Below are 23,305 nucleotides of genomic sequence, written 5' to 3'. Positions count from 1 at the left end.
CGTCAGTGGGCATTTTCGTGGCCGCCTATGGGCAGTTTTTCATGGCCGCTAACACGCCGATCCGGCACCGCTGCATGTATGGTCTTACTTATTTTTGGGGGTAGGCATCATCGCCTGTCTCACGTCCTGGGCTATGAGCCTTGACCGCCCTGAGCGCGTCCGCCATTTGCGCACAGCGGCCCAACTACTCAGCGGGCAACGACCTAAGAAATGAACCGCGACCACGATGCGAACGGCCTGTTGTGGACGCTCGGGGCCATCATTGCCGTCGCGGCTTTCACTCTTCTTTTCGTCTTTGAACCCTTCATTGGCGCTGGTGTCCTTGTCGGGGCGTTCTTCCTGTGGACTTTCGCATGGAAGGTTGAAAGGTTCTTCGCAGCTCACTTCGCGCTTGCTGTACTTACTCTCATGGCGGTGCCCATACTTCGTCTCACACAAGCGGAGAACTCCCTGCGCTTTGCAGTCCCTGCAGTACTGGCAGCTACGACAGTGGCAGTGGCGGTCCGGATCAAGGCCAAACCTTCGAAAGGTCTCATCACCCTGGCGCTCCTGTTCTTCTCCCTCGGGGCCATAGCTACCGCCCTCGTCGAGGACGACAACGAGTGGCCGTTCTTCGCGATTGAAGTCCTCGTGGCCGGGGCGGCTTTCGTCCTCGCAACCGGTGCCGCAAAACTACGAGCCTGGCCGACAGTCGCCAAGATAATCATCCTCGCGACAGCCGCCGAGGCCGCGATCGGGATCTATGAGGTCCTCCAGCTATCTGAACCCATCTGGCGTGGCGGGCGCATCCTTCCGGACGGCAAGTCCACTTGGATACGCAACGAGCTGATCGCATCTATACCGAGAGCTCAAGGAACCTTTGGTCACCCACTACCTTTCGCATTCACACTGATCGTCGGTGCATTGCTCATTCTCCGAACCAAGGTTTTCACGGGGCTCGTCAGGTTCGCTCTTTTCTTCTTGCTGGCCGCCGGGGTCTTTGTCTCGGGGAGCCGGAACGCCATCATTCTCTTTGTTGTTCTGTCCGCTCTGGCCTTCATACTGCCGTCCCTGATCGTGCGCCTTCCGATGCTTGGGACATTGGCCCTTATGGGGCTGGCCGTCGCGTTCCCGTTCCTCGTGGAGAAGTTCGAAGAGCTAGTGAACTCCGGTTCAGTCGGGCACAGGCTCGGCGCGCTTGATGCCGTTTCCAACCTCTTGGACTTCCGGGACCTTGGGACTGTCCTGATCGGGGATGGAAGCGCGTCCACCCCACGGCTATTCAGCGAGGGCCTCTTGCAGACTGACGGGTTCAACGCGGTGGACAACCAGTACGTCTTGACGCTTGCTCAGAACGGCGTGCTGGGGCTTATAGTGCTCATCATTGTCATAGTCGTCGCCTTCCGCCTCGCCTCGGCGACCCTGCGTGTGATGCTGCTTGCGGTGATGATAACCGCCATGATTTTTGACTTGTTCACGTGGCCGGCTATTGGCTTTTTTGTCTGGTTCCTGATCGCCAGCGCGTATGCGCGGATGCCGGGGACGAACCCGCCGCCCAAGCTCACGAAGCCGGAGACTCCGGTGAGCCTGGGCGGTTCGAGGGGTCGGCATCTAGTCGATTACGCCCAGTTAGTTCCAGCACCGCCGCTGATACAGTCCCGGTGAACGTCGCGGACACCCTTCCCATGACCTGGATCAGGGAGTCCGCATTATTGACGGGTCCGTACTGCAAAGGCATCCAAAGTGTGGAGCGAAGGGCGGTGGATGCGCCCGTGAAGGGGATGGACGCGAAGACCCTGGACGAGCCGCCTTGCTGAACCTCGAAGGCGGATATCGTTAGCGTTCCGCCTGTCGTGGATGCACGTGCAGTGAGGCGTGCAAAATACCTGCTTACCTCGAAGATTAAATAGTGTGACCAGCCCGCCCGAGCCGGGAACGATGGCGTCGGAGGTTGCCGTGACGCTCGCGTTTGTTCGGCACATTGATCGACGTCACTTGTCTGATGTGCGGCGGGTTCGTTCCCTTCGCAACACTGCCCCTACCTCTGCCAGGTCCAGTGTCAGGACACTGGCCCACTGGCGGTTCCAGTTGTTGATGTCCCAGTAGTCGGGGCCGGGGCTGGTGGCTTCGGCGTTGCACTGGGAGAGCATGATGTTGAGTTCGTTGCCTTCCCGGAGTGCCCGCCCGTCGTAGGTCAGTTCCCAGTCCCGCCCGGCCAGGTTGGCGAGCGGCGCATCCGTTGCCGCGCCCCCCTGTTACGTCAAAGATGCGGAACGTGCCGCACATAGTGACGCGAACGTAAGAGGCGAGGATCAGGGTCCGCCCATCATTGGTGCAGGCGACGGCGGTACGGGTCGGCATGACGTTGTAGCCCATGACGTTCTTCAGGTCGGTGACTTGCTGGTTGACCCACGCGGAGCCGGTCCAGTACAGGTGGTGGATGTTCCGATCAGGCGTTGCGCCGTCCGCGAGGGTCAGGGCGATGTGAGGGTTCCCGTCCGTGTCCAGGTCAAGGCCGAACTGGTTAATGATGCCCGAGTTCGTGGCAGCGGTGTCCAGCGCGAGTGCCGTGGTGTCGGAATAAACAAGCGGGACAGTGACCCCTGTGTTCCCGGCGTTCTTCCACGTCGCGCCCTTGTCCGTGGACTTGATGAAATGCACGTCGGCGTTGGTGTTGTGGTCCCCGCCGTTCGGACCACGTGAAGGAAACCGCAAGGGTCGCGTCAGCGTCCATGAGGAACCCGGACTCATCGGGGTTCTCGTTGTTAGTCTTGCCGTCCGCGAGCTTGCCCAACTGCGTGCACGCTGCCCCGACATTCTTGCGGTTCAGGTACACATCGCCGTTCCCAGATGCCCCGTCACGGTACATGCAGAACAGGGTGCCGTCCGGGTGAAGCGCGAATCGGGGATAGGTCACCTGCGAACCGAACAAAAGTGGCATTAAGTTCCGCGTCCAGCGGAATCTAGTTCATAATCGCTCCAGGCCAAGGTTCCAATTTCTTTCGTGAACTTCCCGTCCACGTGGTAAATGCCAACCGCATAGCCGCCCTGCCCAGACACGCCAGCGGCACCGGTTCCGACGCAACCGGTGCCGCTGTAACCTCGACGCCGCTGAGCCGGCGCCGTTTTGTGGGCCGGAGGTGAGTCTGCCCCCAACAACAGATTCGCCGCCCCCGGCCCCGTCTAAGGTCTTGCGCCCTTCCGTTGGCGGTGGGTGCAAGAGCTGGGGCTGGAATCCGAACCGGAGCACGCCGGCCCTGAGGCAACCATGGAGGTGGCCTGGCTCAGGTCAGGCTTGCCTCTCTTCACAGTCACGTTGGGCACGGCGTGCTCCTTCGGGTGACGTCCTCGGCCCAGTCCAAGGATCGTTAGGAGACATGCTGCCCATTAACCCTCAGCAGCCCACCGCACAAACGCGAAAGTTCCGGCCAAAATCCGCTCAAGATTTGCTCAGCGGTGCATGAAAAAGTGGGGTCAGGAACGTAGTTAACCGGCACCTAACGCGAGGAACACGACAATCGCACACACAGCCGTGAGCAAACCCAGGCCTGTGTATGCGATCCACTTGGGGCGCTGACGGTGAGGATTGATGTCGATGTATGGCAGCTTCTAATCCTTCAAAAGATGTTCGACAGAGGACTCTTTGCTCTTCCGATTCGACCTCAACCGGAGCACCACAAGCATGCAAACGGCAGCTACGAATGCAGAAAATGTCAGGAGAGCAAGACCAAAGACATAGCGGGCGAGATCCAAGGGCGTTTCTCCCTTTCCATGGGCAACGCGAGGATACTAACGCGTGGACTGCTCCTTTACACAGTAAAGCTCAAGATTAGCTCAATAAACACACAATTTATGACGAGGATTGTCATAGGAGGTCAATCTGTCACTACAGGTCCGCGAGGATGCTCCCAGGATTCTCAACCGCGTCTGCAACGTACCTGAGGAAGCCAGCAGCGGTAGCACCGTCACACACACGATGGTCAAAGGTGAGCGTCAGCTCAGTAACCTTCCGAACAGCCAGTTGTCCGTCCACGACCCAGGGCTTGTCGATGATCCGCCCTACCCCGAGGATGGCCACCTCTGGGTAGTTGATGATCGCGGCAGACCCGTCCACCCCGAAAACCCCATAGTTGTTCAGCGTAAAAGTGCCGCTCCCGAGCTCAGCGGGACTCGCCTTGCCCTCGCGGACGACGGCGGTGAGACGGCGAATCTCATCGTCCAGCTCGCGGGCGGTGAGTTTGTCGGCGTTGTGAACCGACGGGACCACAAGTCCTCGGTCAGTCTGGGCCGCGAAGCCGAGATTCACACCCTCAAACCTGACGATCTCCTGGGCACCGTCCTCCCCAGTCTCCACACGCGTATTCAACTCGGGAAACTTCTTTAACCCAGCTGTGACAAAACGGGCGATGAAAGCCAAGAGGCCTGGCGTCCCGTGATGATCGCGCTTCTTCAGCTCGACACGCATCTCCAACAGGGCTGTGGCATCGGCGTCCACCCAAACAGTAGCTTCGGGGATCTCGCTGCGGCTGCGAGCCATGTTGGCCGCGATAGCCTTTCGAACGCCACGAATGGGCGTGCGGGACAAGACGGGCAGGCCTGTGCGAGCATCGAGCCGCCCGCCTTCGGAAGGTTCAACAGACTGGGGCTCAGCTGCAGTACGGGTCTCGACAGGTTCAACTACTGGACGTGGTCCGGCCATCGGAGCGTGCGCGATTGCAGCCTCGACGTCGCGACGCACTATCAGTCCGCTATCTCCCGAACCCTCGATCTCGTCAAGGGAAACACCATGCTCGCGGGCCATCTTGCGAACCAGGGGAGAAATGACAGCAGAAAGTTTCCCGGGCACTCGGGTGCGGGATATCGGCGCTCCAGCCGACTCCCGCATATCGTCCAGGCCGACCAACGACCCGCTTGACGTCCGTCGCGGCCTGGTCCTCCTGGCCTCGCCCCCTCCGGATATTCCGTAGCCGATCAGCACGTTACCCGAGCCTGCCTGTTCCTCCTTGCGGTAGGTTTCGGCAGCTGTTATCGAGGCAGCCTCGGCAGGACGAGCATCCGCTGATTTGGCCTCGGCCGGTTCGGCCACCGGGCTTTTGGCAGGCTCGGCCACAGGGACTTCAGCAGGCTTGCTCTCGATGACCTCGCCAATCGGTGCCACCGAGATCAGTGGCTTCCCCACATCGAGCGTCTGGCCTGTTTCCCCGTGCAGCTCAGCCACAATTCCTGCGAACGGCGACGGCACCTCAACCATGGACTTAGCCGTCTCCACCTCCGCGATCGGCTGGTCGACGCGGATCTCGTCGCCCACCGAAACGAGCCAATTGACGAGTTCGGCCTCCGTAAGCCCTTCCCCCAGGTCCGGCAGCAGGAACACCTTTGTTTCGCTGGTTGTCGTCATGATCAGTCCTCCCACTGAAGGTTGTCGACGGCGTCGAGGATGCGGTCGACGCTCGGCAAGTAGTAGTGCTCCAGTTTCGGAGCGGGGTAGGGAACATCAAAGCCAGTCACCCGCAGGACGGGAGCAGCCAAGTAGTGGAAGCAGCGTTCCTGAATGCGGGCCACAATCTCAGACGAGACAGAGGCGAAGCCGTGCGCTTCGGCGATCACCACAGCGCGCCCCGTCTTACGGACTGAGGCACTGACGGTCTCATCATCGAACGGAACGATCGAGCGGACATCGATCACCTCCAAGGAACGTCCCTCTTCAGCCGCCGCGGCAGCCGCAGCCAGGGCCGTGGGGACGGACGGGCCATAAGTAATGAGCGTCGCGTCAGTTCCCAGACGGGCGACGGCGGCACGTCCCGCCGTGCTTTTCTCTCCCCTGGCATGCTCGGCTCGCAAGGCTTCAAGGTCTACCTGATCCTTGGACCAGTAGAGCTTCTTGGGCTCCATGAAAATGACGGGATCGTCGGAGTCGATGGCTTCTCGCAGCATGCGGTAGCCGTCCACAACGGTAGCCGGCGTGAACACCTTCAGTCCGGCCGTGTGGGCGTAGTACGACTCGGAGGAATCGCAGTGATGCTCTACGCCGCCAATTCCACCGCCGTACGGAACGCGAATGACAATGGGAAGCTTGACCCGTCCCCGCGTCCTGTTGTGCATCTTGGCCACGTGGCTGATGATCTGCTCAAAGGCGGGGTAGGCGAAGGCATCAAACTGCATTTCGATCACAGGGCGCATACCGTTCATGGCCATGCCGATCGCCATGCCCACAATCCCGGATTCAGCCAGCGGAGTGTCGAAGCAGCGCTTTTCACCAAAAGTGGCGGTGAGACCGTCAGTAACTCGGAATACACCCCCCAGAGTGCCGACGTCTTCACCGAATACCAGAACAGTGGGATCTTCCTGCATAGCATCCGACATTGCGGTATTCAGCGCCTTGGCCAAGGTGATTGCCTGCGGCCCACTGGCTTCGGCGACGGCGGCGGCTTTGGCAGCCGCGCGGGCGGTGGCAGCGCTGACGTTGCCGTTCGCTTCTGACGATGTGGTGACTGTCGGGCTCACTTTCCTGCCTCCTCAGTGTTTGCGCCGGTGGCGGATGCATCGCGAGCTAGCTCATCAGCCAGCAAGGCGGATTGCTCGCGCAGTTGCGGTGTGGGCTTGGAAAAGACGAAGCTGAACAGGTCCTGCGGGTCAACGGACACATCGACGCCTAGCCCTTCGCGCAGCTGCATGGCGACCTGTTCGGCGTGCTCGGCGATCTTTGCTTCGCGGTCTTCATCCAGAAGCCCTTGGCTTGTGAGATAGGTCTTCATTCTGCTAATCGGATCCTTGGCCATCCATTCGGCCACTTCGCTGTCCGGACGGTAGCGCGTGGCGTCGTCGGCATTGGTATGCGCCTGCATGCGGTAAGTGTTTGCTTCCACTAGGAGCGGCCCAGAGCCCTCGCGCGCCAGCTTGACGCCGCGATCAAGAACAGCAAGGAGGGCGACGAGGTCATTGCCATCCACGCGTTCGCCGGCCATACCGTAGCCCACGGCCTTGTGCGCGAGAGACGGCGCGACTGACTGATGGCTCAATGGAACCGAGATCGCGTACTTGTTGTTCTGAACGAAGAAGATCACCGGAAGGTGGAAAACGGCGGCGAAGTTGAGCGCCTCATGGAAATCGCCTTCGCTCGTGGCGCCGTCACCGCACATGGCCAAGACGACAATGTCTTCTCCCCTCAGTTTGGCGGCATGGGCAACGCCGACAGCGTGCAGGAGCTGCGTGGTGAGAGGCGTGCACTGAATGCCCACGTGGTGTTCGTGGGGGTCGTACCCGCCGTGCCAGTCGCCACGGAAGATGGTCATGGCCTGTACCGGGTCGACGCCGCGACTCATGACAGCGACGGCGTCCCGGTAGGTGGGGAACAGCCAGTCGCCCTCACGAAGGCACATGGCTGCGGCAACCTGACAGGCCTCCTGGCCGTGGCTGGAGGGGTAGACGGCCATACGGCCCTGCCGGACCAGTGCTGAGTTCTGGTCGTTGACGCGTCGCCCGACGACGAGCTGCTCGTAGGCGGCTAGGAGTTCGTCGTCTCCTGGGGTCGGGTACTCGTGGCCGGGTTCGGTGCCTTGCTCTTCCTTGGCCTTCATCCGCCCGGCAGGATCCACCATCTGAATCTGGTGGTGGGCCGGCAGCATGTAGTCCTCGAGGCTGATGCCGAACTTCCGGCGCACCTCTTCGGCTTGCTTAACGAGTTCATCGACAGCTTCGGCGGCATCCGACCTGCTGGCCTCACGTTCGTGAGCGGTGTGGTCTGCGGAGATCGTCATTGTTCCGTCCTTCTGTAGCCACTATTCACCTTCAGTATGGTCCCGGCCAATGTTTCGTATCCAGTCTCGAAGCAAATCATGGAGAAGTTTGCAAAAGAAGCCTATTCTGGAAGACAAATCGTAAGTGTGAGCTGGGTTACGGGTGGCGCCGTAGACGAATTGGCGGGCCCTCTGCGGTGAGGGAACTTGGAGGATCCATGGGCGAGGCAGAAACAGAGCCGACGGCGGTGCCTTTGGACGACGTGGATCGGAACATCATCGCGGAACTCACGCGCGACGGACGGATGTCGGTGACGCAGGTGGCGGAGAACGTCCACATCAGCAGGGCTCACGCCTACACAAGGATTGCCCGTCTAACTTCCGAAGGAGTTTTGACCAAGTTCACGGCCCTGGTGGATCCCATCAAGGCAGGGTTACGATCCTCGGCCTACGTGACGCTCAAAGTGCAGCAACATTCCTGGCGCGAACTAAAGGAAGAGCTCCGGGCCATCCCCGAGATTCACCATATTGCCCTGGTGGGTGGAGACTTCGACGTCATCCTGTTGGTCCGGGCGACCGACAACATCCACCTTCGCAGAGTGATTTTCGATCAAGTCCAGTCCATGCCGGGGATCGTGGACACCCAGACATTTCTCGTCTTCGAGGATGTAGATACGAGGTAGTCAGCCGCTTTGGCCACGACAACCGCACGGATGGAAGTAACTTCCTATTTACGCAATTGAAAAGACTAAACGCCTATGATCAGACAATGGCAGTCAAACAACAGCAGGCATTTTGCGATACGTGCCGCACCACGACCAATCACGTCACTTCCTACGGTCGGGCGGCAATAGGCGGTCTTGTGGCGACGGTACGCTGCTCTGAGCATTCGGATCGCACGGAGTAGAGCACTCGTCAACGATCTCGCCCGAACCTGGCGACAGAGGAGGAGCCTCTCCCGAATGGAAGAGGCTCCCCGTTGTCTTTATAACTAAACGACAGATGTCTTCTGAGAGTCCAGCCATTGCTTCAAAGCTGGTCCTAAGTCCTCGCGTTCGAGTGCCATGGTGAATACGGCTTTGAGGTAACTGAGCTTGTCACCTGTGTCGAACCGACGACCGCGGAAAATGACGCCATAGACACCGGACCCCTCGCCCTCTGCTGTGGCCAGAGTCTGCAACGCATCAGTTAGCTGGATCTCGCCCCCACGGCCGGCCGGCGTCTCTTCCAGAACATCAAATACTCGTGGATGCAGGACGTACCGCCCAATGACTGCCAGGTTGGACGGGGCATCAGCCACATCTGGTTTCTCCACCAGCCCGTGGACAGTCACATAGTCCTCATCGGTGGAAGGCACGATATCGGCGCAACCATATGCACTGACCTCAGCAGGATTCACCTCGAGGAGGGCCACCACAGAGCCGCCCGTTTCCTCCTGCACTCTAACCATGGCCTGAAGGATCTCATCCTGCTCGTGTATCAAGTCGTCACCGAGCAACACTGCAAATGGTTCATTACCAACGTGGCTCCTCGCTCGGAGGACAGCGTGACCAAGGCCCTTAGGATCTCCCTGCCGGACGAAGTGGATGTCGGCAAGCGATGATGCCTGGCGAACGGCTGCAAGCTTTTCGTGGTCCCCCTTGGCTTCGAGGGTTTCCTCCAGGAACGGCACACGATCGAAATGATCTTCCAGAGGACGCTTGTTTCGGCCCGTGATCATCAGAAGGTCGTGGAATCCTGCGCGCACTGCCTCTTCAACCACATACTGGATGGCCGGCTTGTCCACCACCGGCAACATTTCCTTTGGTGTGGCCTTGGTTGCCGGCAAAAACCTAGTCCCAAGTCCAGCTACCGGAATAACGGCTTTGCGCATCTATGACCCCCCATATGCAGTTGCTGCTTCTGCTACATCCTAGCGCAACGAAAAAAGCCATTGGTCGACCTAAGGAATGAGCCTGAGTTTCCCCACCTACAGTAATCAAGGCATGCCAAAACGATCCTCAGGAGACAGCAAGAAACGCCACGTGAGTTCGTTAGCGGTAGGGCGCCCGATCGAATACTGCCGCTCTTGGAGTAACGAAATAACAAACGTTCAGAACTTGGAAGGGTAGGGACCACGGCTCTATGGCGCCCCAGGTTCTTGTACCCTGCACTTGGAAGACCCTGCTGTTTGAGTGCAAATGCGCTTCTCCTGCACGTCCGGCTCGGCATCAAGCGCGAGGCCGATGAAGAAAAACACGATGAAAGACAGGGGAAGTGTGTCAAGGGCTGAAGTGGTAGCGCCTAGCCAACCAAGACCGTCAACGAAACCATGGACAGACATCCCCCTCGCATCGTCCATCGTGTTTTCCGGAAGATTCCCCACGCCATCCCGGCCCAAGCGGCTAGCCCAATGAGACCGCCCTCAACAAGGATCTTCAAGAAGATATTGTGCGGCGTGACATGAAGTCCATTTGCAAAGGTCTGCTTGCAGCAAGGAATTCCCCATGCCGGCAATTCTACGGCTTGACAGGCCCACGAGACGGTAGCGGGAGGGGCGTAGCGAGCGAACAGAGCGCGTATTGGTCCCCAGCCTTAGCAATTGGTTTTTTGAGATTTCTCGTATGTCGCGCCGGGTACAATTGCCCTGAATGCACGCCAATTGCCGTTCTGCAGGTACAACGCTTCTGCGGCTTCAGCAATCGACACAGGGGGACCCCGGCTTGGATCTACGTGACTATCTGCGTCTTTTAAGACGCAACTGGATTATGATAAGTGCCGCTACCCTGGCAGGCCTCTTGATCGGGGGTCTCGTTTCAGTCTTCGCGAAGCCGACCTACACGGCGGAAACACAGCTGTTCGTCGCAATTCAAAGTTCTGGCTCTGTACAAGAACTCCAGCAGGGCAATACGTTCAGCCAAGCTCGCGTTCAGTCCTACGTCAAAACGGTTGACTCGCCCGCGGTCCTTCAGCCGGCAATTGATTCCTTGGGTCTGCCGACGACGGCGGAGGAATTGGCCTCTCAAGTCGAGGCTACCACTGACCTCAACACAGTCTTGATCAATATTTCAGTCTCCGATCACTCCCCTGTGCAGGCCGCGGCCATAGCGCAGGGGGTAGCCAACAGTCTGATTAAGACTGTTGATACATTGGAGCGGCCCAAGACGGGGGGCTCTTCCCCAGTTAGCCTCTCAGTCATAAAGCCGGCCAATGCGCCGACGAGCCCATCTGCTCCAAACACCCGTCTAAACCTAATCCTCGGGTTCTTGGCTGGTCTTGCTATTGGAGTGGCAGGCGCCGCGCTCCGGACAACTCTCGACAACAGGATTCGGGGGGAAGCCGACTTGAGGCGAATCACGAGTGCTCCCCTGCTGGGAGGCATCACTTTTGACCAGGACGCCGCCACCAGGCCCCTGCTAACTCAGGTTGCTCCGCAGAGTCCACGAGCTGAATCTTTCCGTCAGTTACGCACAAATCTCCAATTCGCAAACGTGTCAGGCCGGGCCAAGACGGTTCTGATTACCTCGTCACTTCCCGGTGAAGGAAAGAGCACTACTGCTACTAACCTCGCCATCGCATTGGCCCAGTCGGGCCAAACGGTCTGCCTCGTGGATGCAGATCTCCGCCGTCCCATGGTCAACGAATATCTTGGCATTGATAGAAGTGTCGGCCTGACCACCACCCTCGTTGGGCAAGCCGACGTTAATGACGTCCTTCAGCCGTGGGGCGAGGATAACCTCTACGTGCTTGCTTCTGGACAGATCCCACCGAACCCTAGTGAACTGCTGGGTTCAGACGCGATGAAGCAGTTGATCCTTCGGCTCGAGCAGGCATTCGACACGGTCATCGTGGATGCCCCGCCGCTCCTCCCCGTTACGGATGCCGCCGTCCTTTCACAACATGTCGGGGGTATCGCCATCGTCGTCGGCTCGCAAAAGCTGCGCCAACAGGACCTGGAGAAGTCCCTTGGTGCACTTGACCTGGTGGGGGCAAACATACTTGGCATCGTTCTGAACCGTCTTCCTTCCAAGGGTCCTGACGCCTACTCGTATAGCTACTACAGCCATGGCGAGAAACCGGGGGGTGGACCGGCTAGCTTCAAACCCCAGATGGCGCAGTCCCATGACAGGGGTCAGATGCCAGTGCCCACGTCAGCTCACGCCGGTTTTGAAGAGTCACTGTCTCGTGACCGCCAGCGGCCAGTCGGTATTTTCCGGCAACGACAATAAGAGAATTAGGATCGGGAAATAGAAGTGCTGGGCGGAGTTCGGATCTTCCCATTGATGCAGGTCGGGTAAAAAGGGCAGCCTAAGCTCGAGATCATGTACTTACGCCGGGTGAGTGCATGCTCTGCTGATTGTTGGATACGTCCAAGGCGTAATGAGGACAAGTAACCGCGAACGCGATGAACGACATCAACGGTTGATCTCGGTAGACGTGATCTACACTCGCCTCCAACCAAACTACCGATCATACCCCGCATTTATAGCAAGTCGTCAGGAGATCTGAATGTCCCTAAACTCACAAGTGGTCGGACCCACCTTTGAGTTCATCGTCATTGGCCATGATGTAAGCTCTAACGCCCTCGGCAGAGCGATTTCCCTGGCCATGGTCAGTCGCGAACTTGGAATAACACGGCTCTTGGCTTTCGGACGGGGCAGAACGTGGGCAGGTTCCCGCCAATTCGATATTGAAGTTGAACGTCTTTCTCGGAATTGGAAACATGAACTTAGGGGCACCTTTTCACAAGATGAAGAAGTTCAGACAGTGGTGTGGTTGTCCAAGGGTTTGGCACCGCTGGATCGCCTTGCAAGATATGTTCGGCAAGCATTTCCTGGCGCTATAGTCATCCTAGATCTCGACGATGATGACGCTGCATTGGCCGAAGCATTTGCCAAGCGATCTGTTAGCAACAGACTCAAATTGAATCCGCTTCGAAGAGGTCATGCTTCTCAAATTCGGAAGGCGCAATCAAAGATTGCCGCCTTGGCACACGGGTTTACATTCTCAAGCAACTCGTTGGCCAGCGTCTTTCCTTCGAAGTTCATTCCGAGAACACGAATTCCGCACGTGCGCACAGACATATCGGGTGACTCAATACGCCCAACAGATGGCCCATGGGGGATAAGATTTGGTTCTCTCGGAACTCTCAGACCGCATAAGGGAAGCGCCCTATTGCTCGAACTCATGAGATCCAACAAAGACCTGACCCTGGTGTCGTTCAAAGACTGCGGGCTCGGCAGACCAGGCCCAGGGGAAGAAAATTGGATCGAGATCCCATCGGACACCCCCCTCCATGAGGCGTACGCCCAGATCGATGTATCCGTTATACCGATCACTGATGGTGGCGCCGGAGCGCAATTTCAGCTACCCGCCAAACTTGTCGACTCCATGCGGTCCGGCGTTCCTGTCCTCGCATCTCCCACTCCCGCCATCGAAGAAATCGCATCGGGCACTTACGCCCGACTTGAACCCGACGCCACACTCATGGAGATCAGCGGCCTTGTGAGGCAGCTGTCTCAAAGCAACTATGGGGCACTAGGGCGGATGCGATATGAGGAGTTCCTAACCCCTGCCGCTGCCGCCCAGGAGCTCTTGTCGTTACTGAAGCCTGTCAAGGTGCCCAAATCCCCACAATGACACGAATTCGTCGAATCCTCGGTGCAATTCTGCACCAATCAATGATTGCCCAAGCGGTTACTGCGGCCGCTGCCTTGGCAACGGTTGCGTTCCTAGCTCGCGGCATGTCAACGCCCGACTACGCTCAGTACTCTGTGGTCACCGCGCTCTGGGCCATCGGCAATGCGGTCGTCGGAACCGGTACAGGTACACGGATAGCCAAGATGTCTGCAGAGGGTTCTACAAGGATCAAGTTCAAGGCGTCGGAACTGTGTATCGCATCGGCAGCCGCAATTGTGGTCGGCGCATACGTTGGCCTTATGCGCGGGTCGACTCTTGACGCCGTATTGAGCGGCCTTTGCATGTTGGCTTTTGTCCTCGCGGAATCCAGCACGTCCTTCGAGATTGGAGCGGGCCGCTTCAACCGCTATCTCGTCTTGATCGGGAGCCGTGCGCTCGCTCCAATGGCACTGCTTGGTGCGCTTTTCATAGTGGGGGGTCTTAACTTCACAACCGCTGTGGCCAGTGTCCTCGCGGCAAACATCATCGCCCTCGCCCTCTGGCCAACACGCTGGGGATTCTCGATCGAACGCGCGGTGGGCATATCGAGCCACTCTATCGGGGCGATGAACATGGCCCTCTGGATCATTGCAAGCGCAGATCGGCTGGTATTAGAAAGGATTGTGGAGCCAGTTGATCTGGCAACCTATGCCTTGGCGTACGGTTTGGTCGACCGCGTCTACAGGTCGCTATCAAATGCATACATCGCCAGGCATCTAGGAGCGTCCTTCCAAGGTTCAGCACTTAAGATACGTGCCACCTATTTTGCCGGCACCATGGTCCTTGGTGTGCTTCTCGTGCCAACGGTTTCCTGGGGCAGCTCTTTCTTATCCGGGGGACGATACGTCCCTGACTTGGTCGTCTCATCATTGGTCGTCGGAGCTGGACTTTTCATGACTTGGTGCGCACCGTATTACCTCCGACTGATGGCGACAGGAACATACAAAACGAGTTTGATTTTGGTGTCATCGCTCGCTTCCATCAATTTAGTCGGAAACTTCCTGATTGATGGTTTTTTGGGAATCGTAGGTGCAGCTTACCTCTCTATGCTGACGTACGCCCTATGGTTCGCTTGGCTCACTAACCGGCGGCCGGGTTACCGAATGCGCCAGAGGATGATCGGACGGCATGTCCGGATTCCAGCATAGTTTCCATATTCAAATATTCAGGGAGAAATATATTGAAAGGCCCATCAAACCCAATTCTTGCCTTTCCTATGCACGGACAACTGAAACTCCTCGCAGAAGGATATCGGACACGTGACGGTCATTTAATTGAGTGGCTAGGCCGGCTCAATCAGATGGAGGGGCCTGTCTTAGTGGCTTCACGTCCGGAACCATACATATTGAAACCTCTGACCAGAAAAATCAGAAAAAAATCACCGGCCGAAAATACCGTACCAATAGATACTTATTCCTGGGCCCTTCCAAGGTTTTATAACCGTAGAGCCTGGTGGCTTCAGTCACGCAATTCTTATAGAATACCGGACGTATCCAAGGCAACTCCTGCGATAATCTGGAATCCGCTTGTTGGAATTTCCAATATCTGGCATGAACTTGGCAATAGCTCACGCCCCATCTGTATGGATCTTCTAGACGATTGGTCCATCCACTATGCATTTGAGCCGATACGAACGCAAATTGAACTGGCATATAGACGAATTTTTGAACGTGTCGATTTCGTTACTGCAAATGCAGAAGGAACACTTGCTCTGGCCCGCCGATTCGGGCGGGATGATGCGGTCCTTTTGACAAATGGCTGCGATCCTGAACGGTTTAATCCTGTCTCAACCGCTAAAGGTCGAATCACGGTCGGCTATGTGGGGAAAATTGGTAAGCGGCTCGACCTTGATCTAATTCATGAGACCGCCTTGGGTCTACCCGAAGTCAACTTTGTATTTGCCGGCCCTATCCTTGATAGTGAATATCGTCCCGTACTTGAGAAACTTCAAAATGTAACACTCCTTGGAGATGTTCACTACAATGACGTACCCGAACTGCTTCAAACTTTTGACATCGGCTGGGTTCCGCACAACGTAGGTGATTTTGAAGTTGGTGGCGATGTTATCAAGACATATGAATATCGTGCAGCGCACCTGCCTGTCCTGACTACTCCTATTGGCGGAGCCGGAGAACGCAATTTAGACTCCGTCTATGTTGTGCCTGCATCAGAGCACGTCAATTGGATCGGTTCTAAAATCGCAGATTACACCAGAATTGCCCGTGAATCAGGAGAGATTCCTACCATTCATACCTGGCGCGATAAGGCCGAATTCATACTCAATCAACTTCGCAAATAAAGTTCCAATTGGATCACATGCAAGGACAATTTTCCGACGTCCGTGGAGGAGTCTAGGAATGAAGCGATCAGTGGCAATCATTGGGACGCGTGGGTACCCGAGCTACTACGGCGGTTTCGAAACAGCCATTAGAAGGCTCGCCCCTTACCTTGTTGAACGGGGATGGGACGTCACGGTGTATGGGCGCACGAATTCAACAAAAGACAATGATCCCGCCCGGGACCAAAGGGTCAAATCGATAGTGATGCCCGGAATCGAATCAAAATCTTTTAGTACCCTGTCATATGGATTCACATCGACTATACATGCCGTCATTCACAAGCCTGATGTGGCATTAGTTATGAATACCGCAAACGGATATTTCCTTCCTTTTCTGGCGGCGAGGAAAGTTCCAAGTCTAGTCAATGTTGATGGTATTGAATGGGACAGAGCCAAATGGGGGAAGCTGGCCAAGAAGGTATTCCATGTTGGGGCGCTAATGACCGCAAAATTTGGAACTCGCATGGTTTATGATGCGGAGGCAATCGCTACACGCTGGAGAAAAGAATTTAAGGTCGACGGAGACTTCATACCCTATGGGGGTGATGTCCCAGGCGCGCTCCCAATCGAAGATTGGCTAACGCATCGGGGATACGTCCTGGCGGTAGCAAGGTTTGTCCCGGAGAATACTGTTCCTCAATTCATGGACGCTGCCGCACAACTCGCTAAATCCTGGCCAGTAGTGCTTGTCGGATCGTCTGGCTACGGTGGAGAACTTGATAATAGAGCCGCTGAGCTGGCCTCAGAATTGGAGAATTTCCATTGGTTGGGTCATATCAGCGATGACGCGAAACTCCACTCACTGTGGCAACATGCTGGTGTCTATTTCCATGGGCACAGCGTAGGGGGCACTAACCCCGCGCTGGTTCAAGCGATGGCTTGCGGTGCCCCAGTAGTGGCCCGAGACACTATCTACAACCGAGAAGTTCTACAGAGTGGTGCCGTTTTCGTCCCACCTGAGTCATCAGCCATTGCAGCAGCCATAGCTGAACTAATGCAGGATCGCGTTGAGCAAGACAAACTGGCGCTTATGGCTCAGAAACGCGCCGCCTCAGAATACTCATGGGAAGGCGTTTGCGCCGCCTACGAGAGTGCCCTGCTTCGCTTGATCGCGCAGAATCAAGAATCCGCCTACGTCTGATTCGTTCTTGGGTCAGGGCATAGTAACGCTTTGACTCAAGAACGGCAGTTCTGGCGCAACGATCGCGCCAGAACAGTCTGATCATGGGATGCGGGTTACCCTGTTTAGATTCGTGATGAGTCCTATCGATTAGTCGTTTAGCAGACTTCTTGAAAGAACCAAGGATCAAGAGTCTCGGTATTATGCCCTGCAACCACACCGCGGGGATTCTTTTCCATGGCATGTCCTGATCGGGCAGGAACTACACTTTCCAACTTCCGTCTCGGAAATATGGAAACCACCATCATGGCTTGAAACATTACGATTGACGGGCAAAGCGCCTGTACTCTATCGACGGGGGACCTCCCGTCAAGAAGAACTACGTCATGGGGATGATAATTGGGGACGGATTCTGATTGGAGAGTACGCACATCTCGTCTTCTGAGAGTAGTCGACGCCTTCGTTATCGTCTGGGCCGTGAGCGGCGCATATGTCATTCGATTTGGCATCGATGCGGGATTTGATGCCACCAGGCAAGAACCTAATTACTTGTGGCTCTCCGCAGCATTGGCGCTCGCTTGGTGGGTAATGCTCGAGGCTTGGAACAGTCGGCAAAGTCTGATTCTCGGCGCAGGACCCGACGAGTACAAAAGAGTGGCCGCGGCGTCTCTTTGGCTGTTTGGCCTAGTTGCAATTTTTTCTTACGTTCTAAGGATCGATACTGCGCGGGGATATGTAGGCGTTGCCTTACCCGTGGGGCTGACCGGGCTTTTACTCGCCCGATGGCTACTGCGCCAGCATTTGAGTGTCCACAGGCTGAGGGGGGGCAGCATGTCGCGGCTCCTACTTCTTGGTGGGCCGAATGCCGTTGCACATCTCGCTTTGTCGCTCCACAGTGCCAGACATGCCGGGTACTTACCCATCGCGGCCTATATTCCGGGGGACATCGATAAACTTGCGATCGAACCGCAGTCAGGACTTCCGGTACTCGGCCACAGCACCGACACACAATCGATCCTAGACGCCATCGATCGCTGCAAGGCAGACGCCGTTGCAGTCTCAGCCGGAGTCCAACTTCACCCCCAGGTGCTTAGACATCTGGGCTGGGAACTCGCCTCCCGCAACGTTGGACTCATTATGGCCCCGGCACTCACCGACATCGCTGGCCCCAGAATCCACACTCAGCAAGTAGCTGGATTGCCCCTCATTCACGTAACGACACCGAGCCTGGAAGCCGGACAACGCGTGGCCAAACGTTTATTTGACGTGCTGGTTTCCGGCATTCTGATCGTACTGACCTCTCCCATAATGGTCATCCTTGCCCTCCTAGTGAAGCTCGACAGCCGCGGGCCAGTGCTGTTTAGGCAGGAGCGCGTTGGGATTGAGGGGACCCATTTCAGCATGCTGAAGTTCCGCTCCATGGACGTTGGTGCCGAAGCCCGTCTGGCAGAACTTGAGCTCCGAAATGAAGGCAAGGGGCTGCTATTCAAGATAAAGGACGATCCCAGAGTGACCCGGGTTGGCGGAGTACTCAGGAAATACAGTCTTGACGAGCTTCCACAGCTGTTCAACATTCTTGCCGGATCGATGAGCTTGGTTGGACCCCGTCCTCCGTTGCCGCGCGAAGTGGCGGTGTACGAACACGACGTCCGCCGCCGGCTGCTCGTGAAGCCGGGCCTCACTGGGCTCTGGCAAGTGAGCGGACGATCCAACCTCTCTTGGCAGGATTCCGTTCGTTTGGATCTTTATTACGTAGAGAACTGGTCGTTGGCCGGCGATCTCATCATTATCCTGCGTACCGTCCGTGCTGTATTTCACGGTACCGGCGCCTACTAACTCACCGCATTCAAGGCAGGAATACCTGCGTAAGGAACGAGGAATCATGCGTATTTCAGTTATTGGCTGCGGCTACCTCGGGGCAGTGCATGCTGCTTGCATGGCAAAACTTGGCCACGAGGTTGTCGGAATTGACGTCGATGAACAGAAAATCGCAAATCTGTCTGAAGCAACGGCCCCGTTTTACGAACCTGGCCTTGAGGATCTCCTTAGGGACGTGCAGGAAACGGGCCGTCTCAAGTTCACAACCGATATATCCGCTGCCGCAGGCAGCAGTGTTCACTTCATCTGCGTGGGTACGCCCCAGAAAAAGGGCGAAAACGGTGCGGACCTGAGGTTCGTAGATGCTAGTGCCGAAGCTCTAGCGCCATATCTAGCCCCCGGAGACCTAGTTGTCGGCAAATCAACCGTGCCCGTGGGAACCGCGGCGCGTCTGGCCGAGTTCGTCAAAGATGTACAACCGGATGCTCATTTAGTCTGGAACCCCGAGTTCCTCCGCGAGGGCCATGCCGTTTCCGACACGCTCCAACCTGATCGTTTCGTTTATGGTGTTGAAGGGGGATCCGAGGATGACCCGGCGGTGTCTGTTCTCGACGAAGTTTACGCCGTTCCATTGTCGAATGGAACGCCAAGACTCATCACGGATCACCCAACGGCTGAACTTGTAAAGACGGCCGCAAACTCTTTCCTCGCGACTAAGATCTCGTTCATCAACGCCATGGCCGAAGTTTGCGAGGCTGCGGGAGCTGATATCTCAAGCTTGGCTGACGCCATAGGCTTAGATGACCGCATCGGCCGCAAATTCCTTAACGCCGGCATTGGTTTTGGCGGGGGCTGCTTGCCCAAGGATATCCGGGCATTTATGGCACGGGCAGGAGAGCTCGGCGCTGACCAGGCGTTGACTTTCCTCCGGGAAGTGGACGCTATCAATATGCGACGACGGAATCGTGTTGTCGAACTTACACGTGACCTGTGTGACGGGAGCCTGTTGGGAAAGCGGATCACGGTGCTTGGCGCCGCTTTCAAACCCGAAAGTGACGATGTACGGGATTCTCCCGCCCTGAACATCGCCGCCCAGCTGCAGCTTCAGGGAGCTGTGGTGACTGTCAATGATCCTAAGGCTCTAGTCAACGCTGCTAAGCGGTTTCCCGAACTGCACTACGAGAGTAATCTCGAAATCGCCTTGAATGGGGCCGATATTCTCCTCTTGCTCACCGAATGGCAGCAATACCGGGACCTTGATCCTTACGTAACAGGCGCCTCGGTTACGTGCCGTCGAATCTTGGACGGTCGCAATACTCTTGATCCCAGCAAGTGGCGGTCCGCAGGGTGGCTCTACCGCGGTTTGGGACGGCCCTAGCATGGCAGGCTTGACCGTTCATCCTCTCAGAGAAGCAACCCGGCGATCCGGCGGACGTCCAAGCAAGAAGAAACGGCGATGGCTCAAACTTGCCACTTGGATAGCCATTCTGCTGTTCCTTCTCATCATTGGAATCGCGTGGTTAGGCTTCAAGGCCTCAACGATCAAGACGGAACTCCAGGCAGCTGTTCAGCTCGTCCCACAGCTCAAGGAGGACATTCTCAGGGAACGCAAAGACCAGGCGACGGCTACGGTGGCCGCAATGAGGAGTCATACCTCGGCCGCAAGGGACGCGTCCGAGGATCCGCTCTGGAAATTGGCGACAGCAACGCCGTGGCTTGGGGCGAACTTCTCGGCCGCAGCGGAAATAGCAAGATCCGCAGACGATGTGGTAAACCTCGGGGTTGCTCCTCTTGTCCGGGTATTCGACACCCTGGACTGGGATGGGTTGCTCCCTGGGCCCGACGGAGCGAACCTCAGCCCCATCCGCTCCTCAGCGACAACAGTCGCATCAGCTGCACACGCCGTAAAAGCCTCCGCCGAACGACTTCACGGCATCGATTCCGCAAGCCTACTGCCCGAAATTGCTGCACCTCTGGAGGAGGCACGTGAGCAACTTCACTCCGTCCAAGAAACCCTTGGGGTAGCAGTAAGCGCCTCCAAGCTTGCGCCGGCCATGCTTGGCTCCGACGGGCCGCGCCGCTATCTCCTGCTCATCCAAAACAATGCAGAAATCCGTGCCACGGGTGGCATCCCTGGAGCTCTGGCTGTCTTGACCGCAGACAAGGGCAAACTGACTCTGAGCGATCAGACCAGCGCCAGTGGACTTGGAATATTCGTGCCTCCACTTCAGGTGGACGAAGGACAAAAGCAAATCTACAGCGCCAGGCTAGGCAAGTTCGTTCAGGATGTGAACCTCACCCCAGATTTCCCAACTTCTGCCGCCGTCGCCAAAGAAATGTGGGAAAAGAGGAAAGGGCAGAGCCTGGATGGCGTCATCTCGATCGATCCTGTGGCTCTCGCTTACATTTTGGATGCGACTGGGCCCGTGGTGCTCAAGGACCCGCAAATCCAGACCATGGCCAACGGTCTACCTGCACAACTAAGTGGGGAAAACGTAGTTAAAACCCTTCTTTCCGATGTCTACTCAAAAATTACAGAGCCCCGACTCCAGGATGCCTACTTTGCAGCCGTGGCCGGCGAAATCTTCAATGCCCTCTCCTCAGGAAAGAGCGAGGCTAAATCCCTGATGGAGGGTTTGGGTCATGGCGTGGAAGAAAGGCGAATCTTGGTCTGGTCAACTCACGACGACGAACAAGCGACCTTGGCGGACTATACAATCAGCGGCGCAATTTCAGGACAGGGTATTCCTCCGGCTCAGTTCGGCGTCTATTTCAATGATGGAACTGGTGCCAAGATGGACTACTACGTGAAACGTACGGTCCAGCTCATCACGAAATGCCCGGCTGACGGCTACAGCCAAGTCACGGTGCGGGTTACAAGCACAAACACGGCACCGGCCGACGCTGCAACAAGTCTGCCCGAATATGTGACAGGTGGCGGCGCCTTTGGCATTCAGCCAGGGACCGTTCAAACGAATACCGTGGTCTACGGCCCCACCCAAGCTCACATCGAACAAGCAGTCCAAGATGGAACCCGCATCCCATTCAACTCACAACTCCACGATCAGCGCCCTGTTGGGACCGTGACCACGCTATTAAAACCGGGACAATCTACAACGGTCGAACTCTCGTTTGACAAAATTGTTCAGCATACTAAGCCGGAAGTTGTTGTCACCCCTACGACTGATGCTGTAAAAAATGTTGTCATGGCTTCGACGTCGGAGCCATGCAATTCTGGCAAGTAGCCGCAGGGTTAACCCTTTGTAACGAGCTTGGATTTATTTTGCGGTGGTACGTGCGGGGGTGATAGCGTCAGGTTTGGGCAAAACAAATGAGATTTCAGCACACGCATGCGTGGGGTCTCCGAAATCTCCGTTAGCGTCATCACCGCAAGGTCTCAGGGGGGACAAATGAAGAAATCTATAGCAGCAATTGCACTTGCTGGTCTTATCGCACTAACCGCATCGGCTCCGGCAACCGCAGCCACCTATCCCGCTCCGCCGGCTACTGGAACCGTCTCCGACGGAACGGTAGCCCCAGGCGAAACGTTCACTTTCTCAGGCACCGGCTTCATTCCCGGCGAAGCCATCACCATCACCGTGACGCTGACAGCAACGCCGCAGGCAATTGGCGGTAGCTTCTCCGGCGGTGCTAGCGCAGCCGTTCCGGCCAAGATCGTACTTCCTACAGCTACTCAGACCTTTAGCACAGTCGCAAACAGTGCCGGGGCCTTCTCGTTCCCGCTGAGCATCAGCGAACCTGGCACCTACACCCTCGCAGCCACTGGCGCCACCTCTGGCCGAACAGTGACCGCAAGCGTCACAGTTGCCGGTGCAGCAACCGGTACCGGGCTGGCTACGACCACTGGTGGAACTCCTCTGGCCAACACCGGAGCTGACTCCAGCTTGGTGCTGTGGTCACTGGTTGGTGCTGGCGCATTGGCTGCCGGTGCCGCTTCGGTAATCACCGTTCGCCGTCGCGCAAAGGCCACCGAGACCAACGCCTAAAGTCTCGGCTAGCCACACAGCCAACGAAGGTGCGGTGCCCCAGGGAAATCTGGAGCACCGCACCTTTTCTGTTGCCAGCAGCTACTGCAATACTTTGACTTTATGGGGAGGCACTGGCGCCAACGGCGTTTTCAATTACGCATGGGCATTGCCCTGCCGACAAGGCATTTGAGACCGGCTGACGCGCCGCCGCGAACAATCAGTCAATACAGGCCACAAAATAGGACCTGGCAATTCAAACGATCCTGGCAACTCGTTCTACTCGGACTCCTTGCTGTTTCCGCACTCTCGGTAGCCGCTCTGGCAATCATGAGGACTTCTTGACTAAATCAGTTACGTCTGGTGCAGTTTCATGCCGCATTGCGCTCTTTCTATACTTCCCGGTCCTTGGTTTTATTGGTTTCTGGCCGAGCCCTGTAGATAAGCCAGTCCAGGGCGCTCTTTCAAATTTCTTGGATTTCCTGCACCTGCACGGGATTCCGGAATGGTTCGGCTATAACTTCGTGGAAGCATCAGCCAACGCCCTCCTCTTCCTGCCCGTGGGACTCCTTGCCGCCTTGGCTTTCCCCGCCAGGACATGGCTGAATGTCGGACTGGGGCTCCTCGTCTCTGTTGCCATTGAGATGGGCCAGATGACTATGTCAACTCT

General features: G+C 56.9%; 16 protein-coding genes and 3 pseudogenes. 12 read left to right on the top strand and 7 right to left on the bottom strand.

Annotation, left to right across the window (positions count from 1 at the left end; all coding sequences use genetic code 11):
• The first annotated feature begins 210 nt into the window (after positions 1-210).
• Positions 211-1,644 carry a hypothetical protein gene (locus J7E82_RS20055; RefSeq protein ID WP_214865874.1) on the top strand — a complete coding sequence of 478 codons (1,434 nt, stop codon included), beginning with the start codon at positions 211-213 and terminating at the stop codon, positions 1,642-1,644.
• A gap of 326 nt (positions 1,645-1,970) precedes the next feature.
• On the opposite strand, the gene J7E82_RS20050 is transcribed toward J7E82_RS20055, so the two are convergent.
• The 6 genes and pseudogenes from J7E82_RS20050 to pdhA all read right to left on the bottom strand — a co-directional run bounded on the left by J7E82_RS20050 (position 1,971) and on the right by pdhA (position 7,736).
• Positions 1,971-2,129 (bottom strand): hypothetical protein, encoded by a 159-nt coding sequence (locus J7E82_RS20050; RefSeq protein ID WP_214865872.1) that lies wholly within the window; start codon positions 2,127-2,129, stop codon positions 1,971-1,973.
• Positions 2,130-2,427: 298 nt separating this feature from the next.
• Positions 2,428-2,730 (bottom strand): annotated as a pseudogene (locus J7E82_RS21425) (BNR-4 repeat-containing protein); the annotation flags it as partial.
• Positions 2,726-2,848: pseudogene (locus J7E82_RS21420) on the bottom strand (hypothetical protein); the annotation flags it as partial. The pseudogenes J7E82_RS21420 and J7E82_RS21425, both read right to left, overlap by 5 nt.
• Positions 2,849-3,865: 1,017 nt before the next feature.
• Entirely contained in the window at positions 3,866-5,377 is a 1,512-nt protein-coding gene (locus J7E82_RS20040) for a dihydrolipoamide acetyltransferase family protein (RefSeq protein WP_214865868.1), read from the bottom strand.
• Positions 5,378-5,379: 2 nt separating this feature from the next.
• Entirely contained in the window at positions 5,380-6,483 is a 1,104-nt protein-coding gene (locus tag J7E82_RS20035) for an alpha-ketoacid dehydrogenase subunit beta (protein ID WP_214865866.1), read from the bottom strand.
• Positions 6,480-7,736 carry a pyruvate dehydrogenase (acetyl-transferring) E1 component subunit alpha gene (gene pdhA, locus J7E82_RS20030; RefSeq protein WP_214865864.1) on the bottom strand — a complete coding sequence of 419 codons (1,257 nt, stop codon included), beginning with the start codon at positions 7,734-7,736 and terminating at the stop codon, positions 6,480-6,482. The genes J7E82_RS20035 and pdhA overlap by 4 nt, the downstream gene beginning before the upstream one ends.
• A 197-nt stretch (positions 7,737-7,933) precedes the next feature.
• Here pdhA and J7E82_RS20025 point away from each other — a divergent pair, with 197 nt between their 5' ends.
• Positions 7,934-8,398, top strand: coding sequence for an Lrp/AsnC family transcriptional regulator (locus J7E82_RS20025; protein ID WP_214865862.1), 465 nt, complete (start codon positions 7,934-7,936; stop codon positions 8,396-8,398).
• Positions 8,399-8,706: 308 nt separating this feature from the next.
• On the opposite strand, the gene galU is transcribed toward J7E82_RS20025, so the two are convergent.
• The gene (gene galU / locus J7E82_RS20020) at positions 8,707-9,588 is read right to left on the bottom strand and encodes a UTP--glucose-1-phosphate uridylyltransferase GalU (RefSeq protein WP_214865860.1); all 882 of its coding nucleotides are present in this window, start codon (positions 9,586-9,588) and stop codon (positions 8,707-8,709) included.
• Between the two features lie 829 nt (positions 9,589-10,417).
• On the opposite strand from galU, the gene J7E82_RS20015 reads away from it, so the two are divergent.
• The 10 genes and pseudogenes from J7E82_RS20015 to J7E82_RS19970 form a co-directional block, all read left to right on the top strand.
• Entirely contained in the window at positions 10,418-11,923 is a 1,506-nt protein-coding gene (locus tag J7E82_RS20015) for a polysaccharide biosynthesis tyrosine autokinase (protein ID WP_214865876.1), read from the top strand.
• A 280-nt stretch (positions 11,924-12,203) separates the two neighbouring features.
• Positions 12,204-13,334: a glycosyltransferase gene (locus tag J7E82_RS20010; protein ID WP_214865858.1), complete on the top strand. Its 1,131-nt coding sequence runs from the start codon at positions 12,204-12,206 to the stop codon at positions 13,332-13,334.
• The gene (locus tag J7E82_RS20005) at positions 13,331-14,521 is read left to right on the top strand and encodes a lipopolysaccharide biosynthesis protein (RefSeq protein WP_214865857.1); all 1,191 of its coding nucleotides are present in this window, start codon (positions 13,331-13,333) and stop codon (positions 14,519-14,521) included. Before J7E82_RS20010 ends, J7E82_RS20005 begins: the two co-directional genes overlap by 4 nt.
• A 32-nt stretch (positions 14,522-14,553) precedes the next feature.
• Positions 14,554-15,672 (top strand): glycosyltransferase, encoded by a 1,119-nt coding sequence (locus J7E82_RS20000; RefSeq protein ID WP_214865855.1) that lies wholly within the window; start codon positions 14,554-14,556, stop codon positions 15,670-15,672.
• A gap of 58 nt (positions 15,673-15,730) precedes the next feature.
• Entirely contained in the window at positions 15,731-16,852 is a 1,122-nt protein-coding gene (locus J7E82_RS19995; RefSeq protein WP_214865853.1) for a glycosyltransferase, read from the top strand.
• Between the two features lie 420 nt (positions 16,853-17,272).
• Entirely contained in the window at positions 17,273-18,667 is a 1,395-nt protein-coding gene (locus tag J7E82_RS19990) for a sugar transferase (RefSeq protein ID WP_374223647.1), read from the top strand.
• A 46-nt stretch (positions 18,668-18,713) separates the two neighbouring features.
• Positions 18,714-20,027 (top strand): UDP-glucose/GDP-mannose dehydrogenase family protein, encoded by a 1,314-nt coding sequence (locus J7E82_RS19985; RefSeq protein WP_214865849.1) that lies wholly within the window; start codon positions 18,714-18,716, stop codon positions 20,025-20,027.
• Position 20,028: 1 nt separating this feature from the next.
• A complete protein-coding gene (locus J7E82_RS19980; protein WP_214865847.1) occupies positions 20,029-21,894 on the top strand; it encodes a DUF4012 domain-containing protein in 1,866 nt (621 codons plus the stop codon).
• Positions 21,895-22,059: 165 nt separating this feature from the next.
• On the top strand, positions 22,060-22,656 hold the full coding sequence (locus J7E82_RS19975) for an LPXTG cell wall anchor domain-containing protein (RefSeq protein ID WP_214865845.1): 597 nt from the start codon (positions 22,060-22,062) through the stop codon (positions 22,654-22,656).
• Positions 22,657-23,108: 452 nt separating this feature from the next.
• Positions 23,109-23,305 (top strand): annotated as a pseudogene (locus tag J7E82_RS19970) (VanZ family protein); the annotation flags it as partial.

It is taken from the genome of Arthrobacter sp. ISL-30 (assembly GCF_018613855.1).
Lineage (GTDB): Bacteria > Actinomycetota > Actinomycetes > Actinomycetales > Micrococcaceae > Arthrobacter.
This window is presented reverse-complemented; position numbering and strand designations above follow the sequence as displayed.